Origin of the sequence: Enterococcus sp. 1001283B150225_161107_E12 (assembly GCF_015556925.1) — a bacterium.
Lineage (GTDB): Bacteria > Bacillota > Bacilli > Lactobacillales > Enterococcaceae > Enterococcus_B > Enterococcus_B mundtii.
The window spans coordinates 73,150-92,496 of sequence record NZ_JADNNI010000001.1; the positions used below are offsets into that span (position 1 = coordinate 73,150).

The 19,347-nt window shown below is 40.8% G+C and carries 14 protein-coding genes; 13 read left to right on the forward strand and 1 reads right to left on the reverse strand.

Translation table 11 applies throughout. The features are described from left to right. Positions 1 to 130 precede the first annotated feature (130 nt). The 7 genes from I2F89_RS00260 to I2F89_RS00290 all read left to right on the forward strand — a co-directional run bounded on the left by I2F89_RS00260 (position 131) and on the right by I2F89_RS00290 (position 10,750). Positions 131 to 7,246 carry a QWxxN domain gene (locus tag I2F89_RS00260; protein ID WP_195513198.1) on the forward strand — a complete coding sequence of 2,372 codons (7,116 nt, stop codon included), beginning with the start codon at positions 131 to 133 and terminating at the stop codon, positions 7,244 to 7,246. Between the two features lie 289 nt (positions 7,247 to 7,535). After that, on the forward strand, positions 7,536 to 7,730 hold the full coding sequence (locus I2F89_RS00265) for a helix-turn-helix transcriptional regulator (protein WP_196768995.1): 195 nt from the start codon (positions 7,536 to 7,538) through the stop codon (positions 7,728 to 7,730). Beyond that, complete coding sequence (locus tag I2F89_RS00270) at positions 7,717 to 8,208, forward strand: DUF6773 family protein (RefSeq protein ID WP_074798947.1); 492 nt, start codon at positions 7,717 to 7,719, stop codon at positions 8,206 to 8,208. Before I2F89_RS00265 ends, I2F89_RS00270 begins: the two co-directional genes overlap by 14 nt. A 96-nt stretch (positions 8,209 to 8,304) precedes the next feature. Further along, on the forward strand, positions 8,305 to 8,688 hold the full coding sequence (locus I2F89_RS00275) for a hypothetical protein (protein WP_074798949.1): 384 nt from the start codon (positions 8,305 to 8,307) through the stop codon (positions 8,686 to 8,688). Then, on the forward strand, positions 8,675 to 9,373 hold the full coding sequence (locus I2F89_RS00280) for a CBS domain-containing protein (RefSeq protein ID WP_071867261.1): 699 nt from the start codon (positions 8,675 to 8,677) through the stop codon (positions 9,371 to 9,373). Before I2F89_RS00275 ends, I2F89_RS00280 begins: the two co-directional genes overlap by 14 nt. Before the next feature lie 4 nt (positions 9,374 to 9,377). Then, the gene (gene lspA / locus I2F89_RS00285; RefSeq protein WP_071867262.1) at positions 9,378 to 9,842 is read left to right on the forward strand and encodes a signal peptidase II; all 465 of its coding nucleotides are present in this window, start codon (positions 9,378 to 9,380) and stop codon (positions 9,840 to 9,842) included. Further along, a complete protein-coding gene (locus tag I2F89_RS00290) occupies positions 9,839 to 10,750 on the forward strand; it encodes an RluA family pseudouridine synthase (RefSeq protein ID WP_195513199.1) in 912 nt (303 codons plus the stop codon). The genes lspA and I2F89_RS00290 overlap by 4 nt, the downstream gene beginning before the upstream one ends. Before the next feature lie 59 nt (positions 10,751 to 10,809). On the opposite strand, the gene I2F89_RS15595 is transcribed toward I2F89_RS00290, so the two are convergent. Further along, a complete protein-coding gene (locus I2F89_RS15595; RefSeq protein ID WP_256209227.1) occupies positions 10,810 to 10,932 on the reverse strand; it encodes a hypothetical protein in 123 nt (40 codons plus the stop codon). A 58-nt stretch (positions 10,933 to 10,990) separates the two neighbouring features. On the opposite strand from I2F89_RS15595, the gene pyrR reads away from it, so the two are divergent. Genes pyrR through carB form a run of 6 tightly spaced genes read left to right on the forward strand, consistent with a single transcriptional unit; the run spans position 10,991 to position 19,337 of the window. Further along, the gene (pyrR, locus tag I2F89_RS00295) at positions 10,991 to 11,530 is read left to right on the forward strand and encodes a bifunctional pyr operon transcriptional regulator/uracil phosphoribosyltransferase PyrR (RefSeq protein WP_074798952.1); all 540 of its coding nucleotides are present in this window, start codon (positions 10,991 to 10,993) and stop codon (positions 11,528 to 11,530) included. A gap of 14 nt (positions 11,531 to 11,544) precedes the next feature. Further along, entirely contained in the window at positions 11,545 to 12,828 is a 1,284-nt protein-coding gene (locus I2F89_RS00300; RefSeq protein WP_010735517.1) for a solute carrier family 23 protein, read from the forward strand. A gap of 12 nt (positions 12,829 to 12,840) precedes the next feature. After that, complete coding sequence (locus I2F89_RS00305; RefSeq protein WP_023519624.1) at positions 12,841 to 13,767, forward strand: aspartate carbamoyltransferase catalytic subunit; 927 nt, start codon at positions 12,841 to 12,843, stop codon at positions 13,765 to 13,767. A 20-nt stretch (positions 13,768 to 13,787) separates the two neighbouring features. Beyond that, positions 13,788 to 15,068 carry a dihydroorotase gene (locus I2F89_RS00310; RefSeq protein ID WP_074798954.1) on the forward strand — a complete coding sequence of 427 codons (1,281 nt, stop codon included), beginning with the start codon at positions 13,788 to 13,790 and terminating at the stop codon, positions 15,066 to 15,068. 4 nt (positions 15,069 to 15,072) lie between these two features. Continuing rightward, entirely contained in the window at positions 15,073 to 16,152 is a 1,080-nt protein-coding gene (locus I2F89_RS00315; RefSeq protein WP_071867265.1) for a carbamoyl phosphate synthase small subunit, read from the forward strand. Next, positions 16,152 to 19,337, forward strand: coding sequence for a carbamoyl-phosphate synthase large subunit (gene carB, locus I2F89_RS00320; protein ID WP_074798955.1), 3,186 nt, complete (start codon positions 16,152 to 16,154; stop codon positions 19,335 to 19,337). The genes I2F89_RS00315 and carB overlap by 1 nt, the downstream gene beginning before the upstream one ends. Positions 19,338 to 19,347: the final 10 nt, after the last annotated feature.

Consider the following 19,347-nt stretch of genomic DNA (forward strand, 5'->3'; position numbering starts at 1 on the left):
CTGTTCAAATAAATTTAGTTTTACTCAGTCAAGTATTGATTTAATGATGCAAATTTTTGGTTCAGTTGTGCATACAATCTATCTCTTATTGAAATGTGTGCAAAGACCTAATAAATAAAGGAGTTAGAGGATGCCTATCGAACAACATCGAGAAAGAATCGGTCAATTCACCAACAAGTTTCAGAGATATATAACTGACAATGAGCAACGAAGAAACTTGAATTTACTTGCTCAAAGTTTTGGGCATTATCCTGTCGGCAGAGGCGTTTGGTCGTCGACAGGGATACTTTACTTATTAAGTATTGGTCAAAATCTTCGAATATCGGACACAAATTTACCTAATCGACAGCGTGCAGTGCAAGAAACTACTGCAGCGTTTGAAGTGGATACTTTTGTAGGAGCACGACAACAAGGCGCGGAGATCACTTTAGATTCTTTATTGTCAAGTTCTACCGCGAATCCCCAGCGATTTATTCCAATTATGGTGAATAATGCGTCTATCCCTACGAGCTCGTTCATTGAGGCGGCCGTGCCTTCGAATCCGCTCATCTATTTAGTCGAAAAGGCCCATCAATGGAGCATTGGGATGCACAAAATGGCGCATCGAATGGCGCAAGTAGAAAATTGTACGACTACGAGTGAGATTTTTCATCAAAACCCTCTTGGCTTGTGGAATAGTGCCAATCATACACAAGCTCATTTTAAAACGATTTGTCAGACAGCCATTACAAAATCACAAACAACAAATGAAGAACGGAAAGATATGCCTGCGAACATTCAAAAGTTTTCTTTTAAGAAGCAAGCAATAGAGAAGGAGACACGCACGTTCACTGCCGAAGAAGCAGCTGAAAAAATGAAAACGGTATTTGAATCAACTGTGGAAGAATTCTATCAAACAAATAATGGAAGAACGACAGAAAAGATGAAAAAGCAGAGTATTCCTATTCAGGAGACGCTAGTCATTGATGCTTTTTGGGGAGAACTAACCGAGCTCTTTACGACCTTTTTCGGCAAAGCAGAGAATGCTACTTATACAGAGAAACCACTAGATGATGCTAATGGCTACTCGGCGATGGCTTATTTTATTGAATGGATGAGCCAAACATTCTCTGTCAATTATTCGACCTATGATACAGTTGATAGCCAAATAAATCAGAATGCGCATATTCCTCTAGCGTCAGTTTTATCTGATCAAACGCAAACTCAAGCTTCAATGAAAGAACCGGCCGTAAAGGAAGTTGAGGCGGGAATCATGGCTCCTTTAAGGGAACTCACCAACAAATTGACAGAAAAACTTGATTACTTTGTAAAAAAATATGATTTTTTAGTCACAAGAGGCGCTGAAGCAGCGCCTACCATTGGTCGAGCAACGTCCGACCAATCTACAACTCTTCATTCTGTGGGAATAAGTCTAGAGGATCAACCATTGTTTCCTTCTAAGGACTCTGAATATGAACAAGTCATTCAAATCACTGAAGCTATTTCTAAAAATAAAAAACCTCCAGGCGCTTTGTCCCCATTACCGAATTTTCATTATGACGTGTTGCTTTCTCAAAGAAGGAATCAAACAGCCCAAGTAAATACTCATTTAAAAAAATTTTTTGTTGATCAGAGTTTACTTGGATCACAGGCAACTGATCTAGAGTTGATTGAAGTTGTTCAAAGATGGGCAGGAATGAATTGGAAAAATGAAGATTCGCTGTACTCCGCTAGAGCACAGTATCTTGCTTATCGAATACTTGAAGGATATGGGATAGAAGATGTACGATTAGGTGACTTCTTATCGGACATAAGATTACAGTCGATCTATAAGCAATGGAAAACGAATACTTTGTTGATTGATTATCTTTTTTTAGAAATCAATCAACAAACGAAGCAGTATCACTTATCACCTGTAGAGACAGCTACAGTGAATCAATTCCAAAATCAAAAAAAAATAAACAATCAAATCTATGCGGATTTTATACATCAGCGGCCACGAAGTGTTTCTAAGGATACAAAAATTCCAGCAATCTATTATCATAAAAATACTTTCAACCTGCGAACAAAAACAGTCGAAGTAAACGATATCGTTCAAAAATTTCTTTATAAGCAACGAATTTATTTGAACAAGCCAACGCCTGCAGGATTAGTTTCTGGGATGCAAAAATGGATTTTAAATGGGAAACTGTACGATGAAATCCTGCAAAGAGAACGAACAGCAGCCACCTTACTTTTGCAAGCCTATGGCATGACAGAGAAAAATTTAATGGTCAATCAGGCAAGAGCGATTTTGCTGCAATGGGAAGACAACAATGCGCAGACCGGTTATACATATAAGAAAATTAAGAAAAAAATTCTGGGCATTGATATCAATAACATCAAAAAGGATCAGGAAAAAGAACGTAAAGAACAAGTGAAACAAAAAACCGAATTGTTTCTTCGTGAAAATAATATAGATACATCCATAAATAATCTGCAACAACCAGAAAAATCACCGGATATGCATTCAACAAATGAGGACGATATGGTACGTCAAAGAGTTGCGATATTTTTATCTGAACAGGGTGTTGTGTGTCATGCATCAAATCAAAATGTACTTGCTGAGACAGTATCACATTGGATTTTACTTGAGGGAGCTACTCAAGACATTATCGATATGGTAAAAGTCAAGCAAATCGCCCAAGTGATCCTCAATGAAAAGGTAGATGGGGTTATTTCAAATGAACATGCTGAAATCACTTTTACGAAATGGTTGTGGGATCTGATTAAAGCGAATGACTCATTATTGACTGTAGTGCCACGATCAGTGAGCAATGAATCGGTAGTTGAAAATAGTACAGTCTCATCTTCTACAGACTTGAACGGGATTGCTCTGACAGAATCAACGAATAAAGAAGACAAGGAATCGAAAGAAACAGTAAATAAAGAACAGTGGCGTAGTCCAAAAGTAATGAAACAAGTCGAAGATTTTTTTCGTAACAAAGGACTACTCATTGGTATGGCAACAAAAGAGGATGTATTGAGCGCGATGGGAAGATGGTTCATCGAAGCTGAGAAGGAAACGATTATCATGCCTGAGAAAGTTCAGGCAGTTGCTTCAGTTATCTTAAAAGAACTGAAATTGTATGGTGGTAGTCCAGATGAAATGATCTCTGATTCCAGTGCCGAAAGAACGGTGATGAAGTGGACGTTTGAGAATGTCTTAGGTAGTTCGATTGAAGCCTACATCGCAAAGCAAATCGTTGAAGCCACTGACCCATCAGCCTTTACGATTGGTCAACTAAGAAGCTTGTTTATGTTTGAAGAATTAAAAAAAGCAGGATTGATCAACCTCTCTCAGACACAAGTAGCTTTACAACATGGCATTCGAGCTGAGGATGCAGAGATGTATCTAAAGAAACTTTGGATTTCTTTATCCAATCAAGCATTGCCCCATTACTTACTGAAATCAAGCAATCTTCCAGACAAGTTATTGATTTCTGATTATCATTCGTTGACTCAACTAACAGGTGCGAGCTTAATGGCCGATTTAGGTTTTTCGAAACAGTTCAATCAGACTGAAACACGATTGCTAGGTGAATTTTTCTTAGAAACACTTAGTTTTGAGGGGATCCATCACTTCGAAGAGTTGTCCTTCCTTTTGACACCAGCCTTGCTTACTGTGGCGCAACTAGAACCTGATAAAATGCAAGAAGCGCTAGTGAAGGGAGACTATATCGAAGTAGCACTTACTACATTTATTGGTTATTCGCACAAAGGGTATCTCCAGATGATGAAAACGCAAGCGATTGCTGATGATCTTGTCTTGACGTACCGACAAGCTGTGGTCAACTGGCGACGAAAAGTAGTGTTAGTAGATGAAGTATTAGCAGAGTGCAATCGACTTGGAATAAAGCTTGATTTGGCAGCGAGTCAAGTGTATCTAGCTGGCGGAAACCCGTGTCCCGGTCCATGGATACCACCAGATCTTGAAAGATGGTATACTCGACTGACCAAAGATGTCTCAGACTCTTTTCACTTGCTCAATGAGTTCCTTATCCAACTGTCCATTCAATCGATCGGGGAACAGGAGTTGGATTTTTTATTTTCTCCAGATAGCCGAATTTATCCAGCTTCGGCTCAATTTAAAAGTGAAGTCCGGCAATATCAGTTTCCAATAAATCTACGTTCAGTTCCTCCGCTTTTATTTTATAAACAGGAGGAATTATTGAACTCGACGCTTCATTTGAATCAAACGGATCTGATTGTCGTCATCAAGGGAAATGAAGAGCGCTGGTATGCATTGAAACAAGTAGAAAAAGGGGGATACAATTTTTATCGTGTTGACAAAGATCCATTTTTATTCCTTACCTATGGTCTGATGGATCAAAATGATCTCTGGGATGGGCAATTTCGAAAAAATGGAGATAAGATCCGGATTGGAAAGGAAGATTATTCATTTACCACGAAAGTGTATACTGATAAGGAATTTTCTCTTGGGAATGCGAAACAAACATTAGCCAATCAAATCAGTTTGAAACATAGAGATGCGCTTTATCAACAATTATATGATTCAGGAAATGAACAAACGACCGCTACAAAAGTCTGGAACGTCTTAAAACACGTGATTCCTTTTTATGATTGTGTTGTCGGCATTTCCGAGCAAAATGTCGAAGAAGCGGTACCTAATTGTCTGATTGATGCTGTCTCATTGATTCCTATTCTAGGTCAAGTAACTACTTTCAACATGAGGTTTGCCCTAGGAGTTGCAAAATCCGTCGTTAAAAGTGGGCTGAGTGTTACGCTAAAAACGAGCACGCGCTTTCTTCCGACTCTAACCGAGCTTAGAGGGCTGTTAGTAAATGCTATACGCTATTTAGATCCAGGAGTAGAGTTGCTCTCAGGTGGTGGACGTTTCATTTTGAAACGTTTAGTGGATTTTAGCAATGAACAATTTATAGGGAAAGAATTGAAAGCAGCATTGACAAAATTAGATGATTTAGGAAGTAAACAGACCGATTGGACAAAAAGTTATGTGACTGCACGCTTTGCCAAGGATGGCCCAGAAGTTCGAGTGAAGCGCATGCCAAATAACTTATATTTAAGGGTAAGTGATCTTAGAAATGGGGATGTTTCTGGGAAGTACTTTACTTTAAGAGGTGATCAGTTGAGAGAATTCGAAGGACCTGCTACCTTTACACCAAGACAAAAGGTAGTGATCCAACGACTTTCAAGAACATTGGATGTTGATCAAGTATTCGTAGAAGAACCTAATTTAAATCCTAAAGCTTATGGAGAAGGGAACGTCTTTACATTCAAAAAAAGAGATGGTCAACGAGTTTCTGTGCTTCAAATGGATGGGCATATGATTCCTGTCGAAATAACTGTGCTCAAAAAGCATGGCGTACGCTACGATGTTTCTGATGGAGAACAGCTGTTACCCGTCAATTTCAATGGGATTGAATGGTATTTTGAACCTCCTACATCGCCTATTGTTGTGAAATCTGTAGAAATAGACGTAACGAACCGAATCAATCAATTTGAAGCATTATGGGATCCAAGTATTCTTTCGCCCCCAGATGAACGAGGTTTGATGTGGAACATGGATGGCAGGTCCTACATCAAGATCAATGACCGGTATCTCCCGTTGATCTTATTGGATAAGGAAGTAGATCGGTATCATTTAGTAAAAAAAGATTTCCTTGAAACGATGACTGTTTTAAGGTTTGATCCAATCAATCACTCTTTTAGATTTGAATCTGAGCTAGAAAAACAAACGATTGATATTCAAAATCAAATAAGAAGGACCGGAACAGCTGATAAGTCGCTACCTGGTACTTCAAGCGATGCTGCTGGTTCGTCACAAGAGGGAACCGCTCCCTCCCAGCTGTTACCAAACACGCCAGGAAGATGGAAAGAATGGAATGAAATTAGACAAGCAGTGGTAGTGGGCACTGATCCGCTGCCAAGGGTGACTGATAAAAATGTAGAATGTAAAAAATTAACTGCTTTTATCCCAGAACCACAGATCGAGGTTATTTTGGATGAAAAAAGTACGCAAATAGCAATTTCTAAAGGAATTGAAATGATGTATCATTCGCAACCTGTAGATTACCAAGTTTTTTCTGGTTTGGATATTAGCAAGGTACCAGATTATCTTAAACCCTACTTTAAAGAAATGTCAGATGGATTTTTTGAAGCAATCAATTATTTCAAAACTACAAAAGAAAGATGTATCGAGTTGTTGAAGCTACATAACATTGCGGAAACACCGGAAGGTAAGTATGCAGTAGAGATGTTTGACATGTATCTGATTGAAAACCGTGAACCTTATTTAAAAGAAATTTTTAAAAGATTGTTAACTGTAGCGGAAAAAGGCGAGCGCTTTCTACGGCAATCAGCAGATTGGGGATTTAAAAATATTTGGATCGTTTCTACTGAATTAGCAAAAAGTGAAACAACGCAGGCATTCTATTCAAAGGTCGAGGCAATTCCGAAAGCATATGCGTTCATATTGAGTCATGATCCGGAATGTCGAATCATATTTATTGCTGATACCAATCATATTGATCCAGATTATATGCCAAAAATGCAGATATCTGTAGATCCAAAGGAAACCCTTATCCATGAAACAACTCATATCGTGGCTATGGCATATGATGTTATTCCAAGTTATCCGTATATGGTGTCGGGGTATTCAAAATCTGGAGTAGATGTTCGCAACCAATATTTTAAAAAATATACAGGTTTTTTCAAAACAAACCAGTTCACTCGCTATGTTGATCAGTTAGCAGATTATCAGCAGTCCCCGACATTATCAGAGGAGGCGGTTATTCTTGCAGAAAAATCTGATGCGATGATGAGTATGAATATTCAAATCCTTGATGCAGAAACTCTAATGATAATGATCAGAGATGTTGCATTAGGAAATCCTTTCAATAAGCGTCCAGTCAATCAACGACCAAAACTTTTGAAACGAGACCTCAGTAATAATCAAAACAAACCAAAAATCAATGGGGAAATGCTTGTCACTCTTGCATTGATGAATTCTGGACAGTTTCATACAGCAGAAAGAAATTCAGAGTTGACAGTTACGCAAAAACAGTCGGTGAAGACAACTACAAGTCCCTTACCAATTAGCAAGACGAATCAGAACAAGCCCCTACAGAAAAAAACGCGAATAAATAAACTGGTTGGATTTAGCACAAAAATCAGTGGATTTGTGAATGGTGGGCAAGTAAACACCCCTGCAAAAAAAAAGAGCGACTTAAATCTTCAAAAGTAATGGAAACTAGTCAAAGTTAAACACTTTTTGTTGAGCCTCAAAAAACAAGGCGCCATCCACGAAAATTGTTCCTCAAATTTTTATGGATGGCGCCTTGTTTTCCTAAGCGGTGACTTCTGTTCCTGTCGTTTATTCGGAGTTCGGGCGAGAAGGCTAACGTACCAGTCTTTTTGCTATTCCTATTTTACGCTTATTTTAGCAATATATATTTTACATTTAGTAATGTATAGTTTACAATATGAGTAAGAGATAAGAATGGAGGTTAGTCATCAAGTTGAAGAACATCCGAATGAAACTCGCACGTTTAGCAAATGATTTAAGCCAAGAAGAATTAGCACAACGTGTTGGGGTGACAAGGCAAACGATTGGATTGATTGAAGCAGGGAAATATAATCCGACACTTAAATTGTGTCAAGCCATCTGCCATGAATTAAATCAAACACTAGATGATCTATTTTGGGAGGATAAAGATGAAAAAGAATAAGCCTAAAGATGAACGTATTGTACAGATCAATAATCAAATACAAAGTGAAGCTTTTTTATTATTATTCGTATTATTAACCACTTCTATCTTTGTAAAGAGCTATCTTTTGGAGCAACCTGTTTCTGAATTGTTGACTGAGTTATTATTGTTAGGAATAGGGTTCATCTATCTATTGATTCGTGGTTCGCTGATTGGTCATGAGCTCATTGATCCATCCAAACATGCAAAGAAATTGCGTGTGTCAGCAGTGATTGTTGCGAGTTTATTTGTTTCCATAGTGACGGGAGTCAGAAATTATACCTTATACCATGATTTATATACTGGTTATTTTGATCCTCATTTTTTAGCAGTTTTAGGGATTACGTTTATATCCTCGGTTTTATTTATGTCTGGCCTAGTATTCTTGGTTTCTTCTGTCAACCGATTTGGACAGAAAAGACTGGAGAGTAAAATAGAGGATGAGAATGAGGAAAAATGACTTCTGAAAAAGATGGCATAAGGATCGATCCATAGGAGATAACAGAGATTCCGCTTGTGTTTTGATAGAGACTAACGCATAATAGGAGGAGCGAAAATGGAAGTGAATGTTACTAGAGATACGGGATTTTACGGAATGGGTAGTCCAATCACATTGCGGGTGGATGATCGGAAAATCAGTTTGGGGCAAAACCAATCTGTTACTCTAGATGTCGAGCCCCCGTTTCAGATGCAAGTCACCTTTTTTTGGTTAAAAAGTCCAGTCTATACGATAGCAGAACCAACTAAAAACTATCGGATCACGATGAATCTATTACTATTACAGTTGTATCCCTTGCTTTTCTTGTTTACAGGGATCAGTGCTATTGTTATTCAAAGTATCCTTTATAGTTTACTGATCGTCATCGTAATGATTGGTTTCTTTCTATTTATAAAAAATAAAGCATATGTCATCAAGGAGGCTAGTGATGAAGAATTCTGATCTTTTTTTGAGTAGCTTTAATCGGATCGAAAAATGGATGCAAGAAGAGATGGGAAATCCACGAAATATGGGGTTTACTGAACTCGTTCGTCGTTTAGCACAAAAGCAACACCAAAGTATCAAAAAATATGAGGATGACTTACTACAGTTGGCTCAATTACGTAATGCGATCGTGCATGATCGGATCGCCGTCGATTTTATCATCGCTGAGCCTAATGAATGGGCGACGAAGCGTATCCAAAGAATCGAGCAAGAACTGATTCGCCCAGAAACAGTGTTACCGCGTTTCGCAAAGCATGTGACGGGGTTTGAATGGGACATCCCATTACCTAGTTTATTGGAGACTGTTGCTAAAAAGCGGTATTCTCAGTTCCCGCTTTATCATAAAGGAACATTCAAAGGATTAGTGACGTTGCGTATGTTAGGTTTTTGGTTGGCCAAAGAAAGTCACCATGGTGTGATCGATCTTCAAGGAAAAATAGCTGCCGATCTGATCACACAAGATGGCAAGTACACCAATTATCATTTTGTTTCAGCTCAGACAACGATTGCTGAAGTAGAAAAAATGTTTGGTGAGCAGGGTACGCTTGAAGCTGTGTTGATCACCAAAAACGGCGATCCTAACGGAAATTTATTAGGGATCATCAGACCAAGAGATATTTATCATGAAGTAGAAAAGGAATGATTGTTTGTTAGCGATATATTGGATTATAAGTGCGTTGATCATCGGATTAGATCAATGGGTAAAATGGTTGATCGTCGATAACTTTGCTTTAGGAGAAACGAAATCAGTGATTCCAGGGATCTTGTCCTTGAATCATATCCGTAATTTCGGAGCAGCTTGGAGTTTACTAGAAGGAAAAATGTGGTTTTTTACTGTCGTGACGATCATCGCAGTTGTAGTGATCTTGACGTTGATGATCAAAAATCGCAGCAACGGAAATCGTTGGTTCATGATCGGTCTGACATTGATTCTAGCAGGAGCAATCGGTAACTTTATCGATCGTGTTCGTTTAGGTTATGTGATCGATATGTTCCAAACTGATTTCATGAATTTCCCGATTTTTAATGTGGCAGACATTTCTCTAGTAATCGGTGTGATCTGCGTATTGATTTATATTATTTTAGATGAAAAGGACCAACGAAAAAAATGACACAATTAAAAGCAACTATCAAAGAAGAAAAAGGCCGGATCGATAAAGTTCTGACAGCATTATTTGCGGATCATAGTCGTTCACAAGTCCAACAATGGTTAAAAGACGGTGCCGTTTCCGTAAATGGTGAACCAGTAAAAGCGAATTACAAAGTAAAATCGGCGGATGCGATCATCGTTGAAGTACCAGAGCCTGAAGAACTTGAGATCGTAGCAGAAGACTTACCAATAGAAATCGTCTATGAAGATGACGACGTAGCTGTGGTCAATAAACCACAAGGCATGGTCGTTCATCCTTCTGTTGGTCATGCCCAAGGAACACTAGTCAATGCGTTGATGTACCATATGAAAAATCTTTCATCGATTAATGGCGTGATCCGTCCAGGGATCGTCCATCGAATCGATAAAGACACGTCTGGATTATTGATGATCGCCAAAAATGATCAAGCCCATGAAGCGTTGGCACAGCAATTGAAAGATAAAACTTCCCTAAGAAAATACATTGCTTTAGTCCATGGCGTCATTCCACATGAAAAAGGGACGATCAATGCACCTATCGGCCGCTCAAAAGTCGATCGAAAAATACAAGCCATCCGTGAAGATGGAAAAGCAGCTGTGACGCATTTTACTGTACTAGAACGTTTTGAGAATTTTACTTTAGTAGAATTACAATTAGAGACAGGGCGCACGCACCAGATCCGTGTGCATATGAAGTATATCGGTTATCCTTTAGCAGGTGATCCCGTATATGGACCAAAGAAAACTCTCAAAGGCAATGGCCAATTTTTACATGCGAAATTATTAGGTTTCACTCATCCTCAAACAAATGAACGAATGACCTTTGAGGCACCATTGCCAGAAGTTTTTGAAAAAACTTTAGAGAAGTTGAGAAAAGATATTGCTTTTTAAAGTACTTAACGGTATAGTATTAAACAATAAAAGAAAAACTTAATAGAAGTCCTTTAAGTTTAGTCCCGTGAGGCTAAGAAGGGTGTGAGTAAGAATTCCTGTGGTGCGCCATAGCGAGACTTGCTCAATGACGTCGCATACACAAAGCGACCAGTGTAGTAGTATACACTCAGTCTAAACATTCCTCCTGTCCTCTTAGGGCAGGAGTTTTTTTGTGTGAAAAATAGAGGGGGAAAAATGATGCAAGCCAAAGAAGTAGTGGATCAAGTAACGATGAAACGAGCGCTAACACGTATCACTTACGAAATCATCGAAAGAAATCAAAGTATCGAAGAGATCGTTTTAGTCGGAATCAAAACGAGAGGGATCTATATCGCTGCTCGAATTGCCGAACGTCTGAAACAACTCGAAAATATTGAAGTACCTGTGGGAGAACTTGATATCACATTGTATCGTGACGATAAAAAAGAGATCGCTCAAGAACCAGAATTGCATTCTTCAGATCTTCCAGTCAGTTTAGAAGGAAAAGAAGTTATCTTGATCGATGATGTGTTATACACAGGACGGACGATCCGCGCTGCAATGGATGCGGTCATGGACTTTGGTCGTCCAAGAAAAATCTCACTAGCGGTTCTAGTTGATCGCGGACACCGAGAATTACCGATCCGTGCAGATTACGTAGGAAAAAATATCCCTACAGCAAAAAAAGAAGAAATCTTAGTAGAGATGCAAGAATTAGATGGACAAGATCGCATCATGATCTTAAACGAGGAAAAGTAGAGGAGTAAGGAAAGATGGCAGAAGAAAAAAAGTTCCACAACGATAGTGTGGTATTAGACATCCATGATCGACCAACCATTGGACACTGGGTGGGATTAAGTTTACAGCATTTATTCACGATGTTCGGTGCAACTGTCTTAGTACCGATCTTAGTTGGAATCGACCCAGGGATTGCCTTGGTCAGTTCAGGATTAGGAACAATCGTTTACTTGATTACAACGAAAGGGAAGATCCCAGCTTATCTAGGCAGTAGTTTCGCGTTCATCGCAGCCATGCAGATGTTGATGAAAACCGACGGCTTCCCGGCGATCGCCCAAGGTGCGATGACGACAGCACTTGTCTATCTGATCGTTGCGTTGATCATCAAGAAAATCGGTTCCGCCTGGTTAGACAAAATCTTGCCACCGATCGTGGTTGGCCCAGTCATCATGGTCATCGGTTTAGGTTTAGCTGCCAATGCAGCAAACAACGCGATGTTCAATCAAGACCATTATGATTTCAAATATCTATCAGTTGCGTTGATCACTTTAGGATTGACGATTTTCTTCAATATGTTTCTACGCGGATTCCTAGGATTGTTACCGATCTTGCTTGGCATCATCTCTGGCTACATCGTCGCTTTACTTTTCGGGATCGTTGACACACAACCAATCATTGACGCACCATGGTTCGCACTACCTAACTTCGAGATTCCATTTGTCCAATATCAACCGAAGTTATATATAGGAGCAATCACCACAATGGCACCGATCGCCTTTGTCACAATGACCGAACACATCGGCCATTTGATGGTCTTAAACAAATTGACGAAACGTAATTTCTTTGAAGATCCAGGCTTACACCGTACATTGACAGGAGATGGATTGGCTCAGTTAGTGGCAGCTTTCGTTGGCGGACCTCCAGTGACAAGTTATGGTGAAAATATCGGAGTCTTGGCAATCACTCGTGTACACAGCGTGTTCGTGATCGGAGGTGCAGCGGTCTTCGCAGTGATCCTTGGCTTTATTGGCAAACTAAGTGCTTTGATATTAAGTATTCCTGGCCCAGTCATTTCAGGTATCAGTTTCATCCTATTCGGAGTGATTGCGGCAAGCGGGATGAAAATCTTAGTCGAAAACAAAATCGATTTTGATAAAAAGAAAAATCTATTGATTGCTTCAGTCATCTTAGTCGTAGGTATCGGGGGATTAGTCCTAGAAGTCGGGACATTCACTTTATCTGCCATGGCATTAGCAACAGTTTTAGGAATCATTTTGAATCTTATCTTACCAGAAACTTCACGCAGCGAAGAAAATTAAGGAGGACATCGCATGATCATCAAATCAGAACGCATCAGTTTAAAACACTTATTAACGGTAGAGGCATTGACAGACCAAGAAGTAATGGGGTTGATCCGACGAGGACAAGAGTTCAAGCAAGGCGCAACTTGGTCACCACAAAAATCCCAATATTTTGCAACGAACTTGTTCTTTGAAAACAGTACACGAACCCATAAAAGTTTTGATGTAGCAGAAAAGAAACTTGGTCTTGAAGTGATCGAATTTGAAGCAAGTACAAGTTCAGTTACAAAAGGTGAAACATTATACGATACCGTTCTAACGATGTCTGCACTTGGGGTGGATGTAGCTGTTATCCGTCATGGAGATGAAAACTACTATGACGAATTGATCCAAAGTAAAACGATCCAATGCTCGATCATCAATGGCGGTGACGGTAGTGGGCAACATCCAACGCAGTGTTTACTTGATTTGATGACGATCTATGAAGAATTTGGCTATTTCGAAGGCTTGAAAGTGGCGATCGTCGGCGATATCACACATTCTCGTGTCGCAAAATCGAATATGCAGATGTTGAAACGTCTTGGCGCGCAGGTTTTCTTCTCAGGTCCAAGAGAATGGTATGACGATGAATTTGAAGTTTACGGTCATTACTTACCACTAGATGACTTGCTGGATCAAGTCGATGTCATGATGATGTTGCGGGTGCAACATGAACGCCATGATGGAAAAGAAAGCTTTTCAAAAGAAGGCTATCACCAAGAGTACGGCTTGACGGTCGAACGCGCTAAAAAAATGCAAAAACATGCAATCATCATGCACCCGGCACCAGTCAATCGAGATGTCGAGTTGGCGGATTCACTGGTTGAAGGGTTACAGTCACGGATCATTCAACAAATGAGCAATGGCGTGTTTGTCAGAATGGCAATCTTAGAAGCTGTATTAAGTGGAAAAGCATAAACATAAGAGGAGGAAGAAACATGAAAACACTCATTAAAAACGGTCAAATCAATACAAAAAGAAATGAAACAACTCCAGCAGAAATTTGGATCGAAGAAGGAAAGATCAAAGCAATCGGTACAGGCTTTCCTGAGGCTGAATTTGATGAAGTGTTTGATGCACAAGGGCAGTTGATCACACCTGGATTAGTGGATGTCCATGTCCATTTGAGAGAGCCGGGCTTTACTTACAAGGAAACGATCGAAGCTGGCACGAAAGCAGCTGCTCGAGGGGGATTCACCACTGTTTGTGCGATGCCAAATCTTGACCCAGTACCTGATACAGCGGAAAAATTAAAACAAGTCTATGACATCATCAAACGTGATGCGGTCGTCAAAGTATTACAGTATGCACCGATCACTGAGAATCTTCGAAGTGAAGAACTGGTCGATCAAGAAGCATTGATCAATGAAGGCGCATTTGCTTTTACCAATGATGGTGTCGGCGTGCAAACAGCAGGCACGATGTACTTAGCGATGAAAGAAGCCGCAAAAAACAATAAAGCACTCGTTGCTCACACAGAAGATGAATCATTATTATTTGGCGGTGTGATGCACGCAGGAGAAAAAGCAGAAGAGCTAGGGTTGCCAGGTATTTTGAGTGTGACTGAGTCTTCTCAAATTGCTCGTGATCTCCTATTAGCGGAAGCAACAGGCGTTCACTATCATGTCTGCCATGTTTCAACAAAAGAAAGTGTGCGAGTGATCCGCGATGCGAAAAAAGCCGGGATCCGCGTGACTGCAGAGGTTTCACCACATCATCTGATCTTGATCGATGAAGATATCCCAGAAGATTTTGGTTTTTGGAAAATGAATCCACCATTGAGAGGCAAAGCCGATCGCGAGGCATTGATCGAAGGCTTGCTTGATGGCACGATCGATTGTATTGCCACCGACCATGCCCCTCACGGATTAGAAGAAAAAAGTCAAAGTTTCTTGCAATCACCTTTCGGGATCGTTGGAAGTGAAACTGCCTTCCAACTCGTGTATACACATTTTGTTGAAACCGGAAAATTCACACTAGAGCAAGTGATTGACTGGATGGCAGTCAAACCAGCAGCTATCTTTGGTTTGGAAGCTGGTACATTGACGATCGGCGCACCAGCAGACGTGGCAGTTTACGATATTGCGCATGCTGCAGTAATCGATAAAAAAGATTTCTTATCAAAAGGCGAGAACACACCTTTTGTCGGTTGGGAAATCAAAGGGGAAACATTGATGACATTTGTCAACGGAAAACTTGTTTGGCATAAGGGGGAATAATTGGATGGAACGGTTGCTGATTTTAGAAGATGGCACAGTATTTAAAGGGAAATCATTTGGCGCGACAGCCAATGTGTTTGGAGAAATCGTCTTTACGACAAGTATGACAGGATATCAAGAAACGATCACAGACCAAAGTTTTAATGGACAGATCATTACATTTACGTACCCGATGGTAGGGAATTATGGCGTCAACCGTGATGATTATGAATCGATTGCACCAACGTGTAAAGGTGTAGTGGTCAAAGAGCATGCACGTGTTGCGTCAAATTGGCGTAACCAAATGACATTAGACGAGTTCTTGAAACAAAAGGGAATCCCTGGTATCTCTGGCATCGATACACGGGCGTTGACACGAAAGATCCGTGAAGTTGGGACGATGAAAGCCAGTATCGTGGATGCAGGCGACACATTTGAACATGCGTTTGACCAACTAAAAGCAACCGTTTTGGCAACGAACCAAGTCCAACAAGTTTCAACCAATAAACCTTATCCTAGCCCAGGAACAGGAAGAAATGTGGCAGTCATTGATTTTGGATTGAAACATAGCATCTTACGTGAATTGAGTAAGCGTGACTGTAATTTAACCGTCTTACCGTACAATACGGATGCGGAAACGATCCTTTCATTATCGCCAGACGGCGTGATGTTGACGAATGGACCAGGGGATCCGAAAGATGTACCGGAAGCGATCGAGATGATCAAACAAATCCAAGGAAAGATCCCGATTTTCGGCATTTGCTTGGGGCATCAACTTTTTGCGCTAGCAAATGGTGCAGATACGTACAAGATGAAATTTGGTCACCGTGGACTGAATCATCCTGTTCGTGAAGTTGCAACAGGAAGAATCGATTTTACGTCACAAAACCATGGCTATGCGGTAGATGAACAAACGATCGATCCGGAACAATTACTTGTCACTCATGTGGAAGTCAATGATGGCACAGTCGAAGGTGTCCGTCACCGTCGCTATCCTGCCTTCAGTGTGCAATTCCATCCAGATGCAGCACCTGGCCCACATGATGCACTACATTTATTTGATGAATTTATGGAAATGATGGACGCTGGAAAGGAGCAATTCTAATGCCAAAACGCACAGATATCAATAAAATCATGGTGATCGGTTCTGGTCCGATCATCATTGGTCAAGCCGCTGAGTTTGACTATGCAGGCACACAGGCTTGTCTTGCTTTAAAAGAAGAAGGCTACGAAGTCGTCTTAGTCAACTCCAATCCAGCAACGATCATGACCGATAAAGAAATTGCCGATCAAGTCTACCTAGAACCAATCACATTAGAATTTGTCTCACGAATTTTGCGAAAAGAACGTCCTGATGCGATCTTACCGACATTAGGTGGGCAAACAGGTTTGAATATGGCGATGGAATTAGCTGAATCAGGAATCTTGGACGAATTAGGCATCGAATTATTAGGGACAAAATTAAGTGCGATCGACCAAGCAGAAGATCGTGACTTGTTCAAAAAGTTGATGGAAGAATTAAATCAACCGATCCCAGAATCAGAAATCGTGACAACGGTGGAAGAAGCAGTTGCCTTTGCCAATAAAATCGGTTACCCGATCATCGTTCGACCAGCCTTCACATTAGGGGGGACTGGTGGTGGTATGTGTGAGAATGAAGCCGAACTACGCCAAATCGCGGAAAATGGCTTGAGCTTGTCGCCTGTCACACAATGTTTGATTGAACGTAGTATTGCAGGCTTCAAGGAAATCGAATATGAAGTGATGCGTGACTCTGCCGATAATGCCATCGTTGTCTGCAACATGGAAAATTTCGACCCAGTCGGTATCCATACAGGTGATTCGATCGTCTTTGCACCGAGTCAAACATTAGCAGACCATGAATATCAAATGTTAAGAGATGCATCACTATCGATTATCCGTGCATTGAAAATCGAAGGTGGCTGTAACGTTCAGTTAGCATTAGACCCTCATAGTTTCAACTACTATGTCATCGAAGTGAACCCGCGTGTTTCACGCTCCTCTGCTTTAGCAAGTAAAGCGACCGGCTATCCGATCGCAAAATTAGCAGCTAAAATCGCGTTAGGCTTGACCTTGGATGAAATGAAAAATCCAGTAACAGGAACGACTTATGCTGAATTTGAACCCGCATTGGACTATGTAGTAGCAAAAATCCCACGTTGGCCCTTCGACAAATTCGAAAACGGTGAACGTGTCTTAGGCACGCAAATGAAAGCAACCGGCGAAGTGATGGCGATCGGTCGTAACATCGAAGAATCTTTATTAAAAGCCGTTCGTTCATTAGAAATCGGGGCGCACCACCTTGAATTGCCAGAACTGAAGACAGTCAGTGAAGAACGTTTGATGGAGAAAATCGTCCGGGCACAAGATGATCGTTTATTCTACTTAGCCGAAGCGATCCGTCGTGGCTATCCGATCCAAGAATTAGCAGACTTGACGAAAATCGATTTATTCTTCTTGGATAAATTGTTGCATATCATCGAATTAGAAGAGGAGCTTTCGGAACAACCGAATCAGTTGGATCTACTTCTTACTGTGAAACAAAATGGCTTCACAGATCGAAAAATTGCGGAATTGTGGAAAACGACGACGGAAGCGATTCGCCAATTACGTACAGAAAAGAACATTCAGCCTGTTTACAAAATGGTCGATACGTGTGCTGCCGAATTTGAATCCCACACACCTTACTTCTATAGTACGTATGAAATCGAAAATGAAAGCCATCGTTCAGAAAAACCGTCTGTTCTAGTACTTGGTTCTGGACCGATCCGTATCGGACAAGGGGTAGAATTTGACTATGCGACAGTTCATTCAGTGAAAGCCATTCAACAAGCAGGCTATGAAGCAATCATCATGAATAGTAATCCTGAAACCGTTTCGACAGATTTCTCGATTTCTGATAAACTTTACTTTGAGCCTTTGACTTTTGAAGATGTGATGAATGTCATCGAGTTGGAACAACCAATCGGTGTCATCGTCCAATTTGGAGGACAAACAGCGATCAATCTAGCTGAACCATTAGCAAAATCAGGTGTAAAAATCCTAGGAACAACGATCGAAGACCTTGATCGTGCGGAGAACCGTGATCTATTCGAACAAGCGTTACAAGAATTAGGGGTGCCTCAGCCGCTAGGAGATACTGCGACAAGTAAAGAAGAAGCTGTGGCAGTCGCAAACAAAATCGGTTATCCAGTACTTGTTCGTCCAAGCTATGTCTTGGGAGGTCGGGCAATGGAGATCGTCGAGAATCAACGTGACTTAGAAGATTATATGGAACATGCGGTGAAAGCTTCACCAGAACATCCAGTCTTAGTCGACCGTTACTTGATCGGTAGTGAGTGCGAAGTCGATGCGATCTGTGATGGTGAAACCGTCTTGATCCCAGGAATCATGGAACACATTGAACGTGCAGGTGTCCATTCCGGCGATTCGATGGCGGTTTATCCACCACAAGCGCTGTCAGAGGAAATCAAGCAAACAATCGAAGATTACACGATCCGTTTAGCACGAGGGTTGAATTGTATCGGGATGATGAACATCCAATTCGTGATCCACGACAACCAAGTATATGTTATCGAAGTGAACCCACGTGCGAGTCGGACGGTTCCTTTCTTGAGCAAAGTGACGAATATCCCGATGGCACAGATCGCGACAAAAGCCATCTTAGGAGAAAAATTGAAAGACTTAGGCTATGAAGATGGCTTGTACCCTGAAACTGCCAACGTCCATGTCAAAGCGCCAGTCTTCTCATTTACGAAGTTGCATAAAGTGGACACTTATTTAGGACCAGAGATGAAATCGACAGGTGAAGTCATGGGTTCGGATCAAAACTTAGACAAAGCGCTGTATAAAGCGTTCGAAGCATCTGGTTTACGCTTGCCTGATTATGGTGCTGTCTTGTTTACGATCGCCGATGAAACGAAAGAAGAAGCTTTAGGTCTAGCAAAACGCTTTGCAGAAATCGGCTATAGCTTATTGGCAACGAAAAATACTGCAGCGTTCTTTGAACAACACGGACTTGTGGTGACCCCAGTGGCTAAAATCTCTGAAGAAACAAAAGAGAAAAATGTCGTTGACCTGATTCGTGCTGGCAAAGCACAAGTGGTCGTCAATACCATTGATAAAGATCGTGGGAATGCGTCAAAAGATGGTTTTATCATTCGACGTGAAGCAGTAGAGCATGGCACACCATTGTTTACCTCCCTTGATACCGCGGATGCGATCGTCCGCGTGATGGAATCCCGAGCATTTTCAACACAAGCAATCTAATCATGGAGGG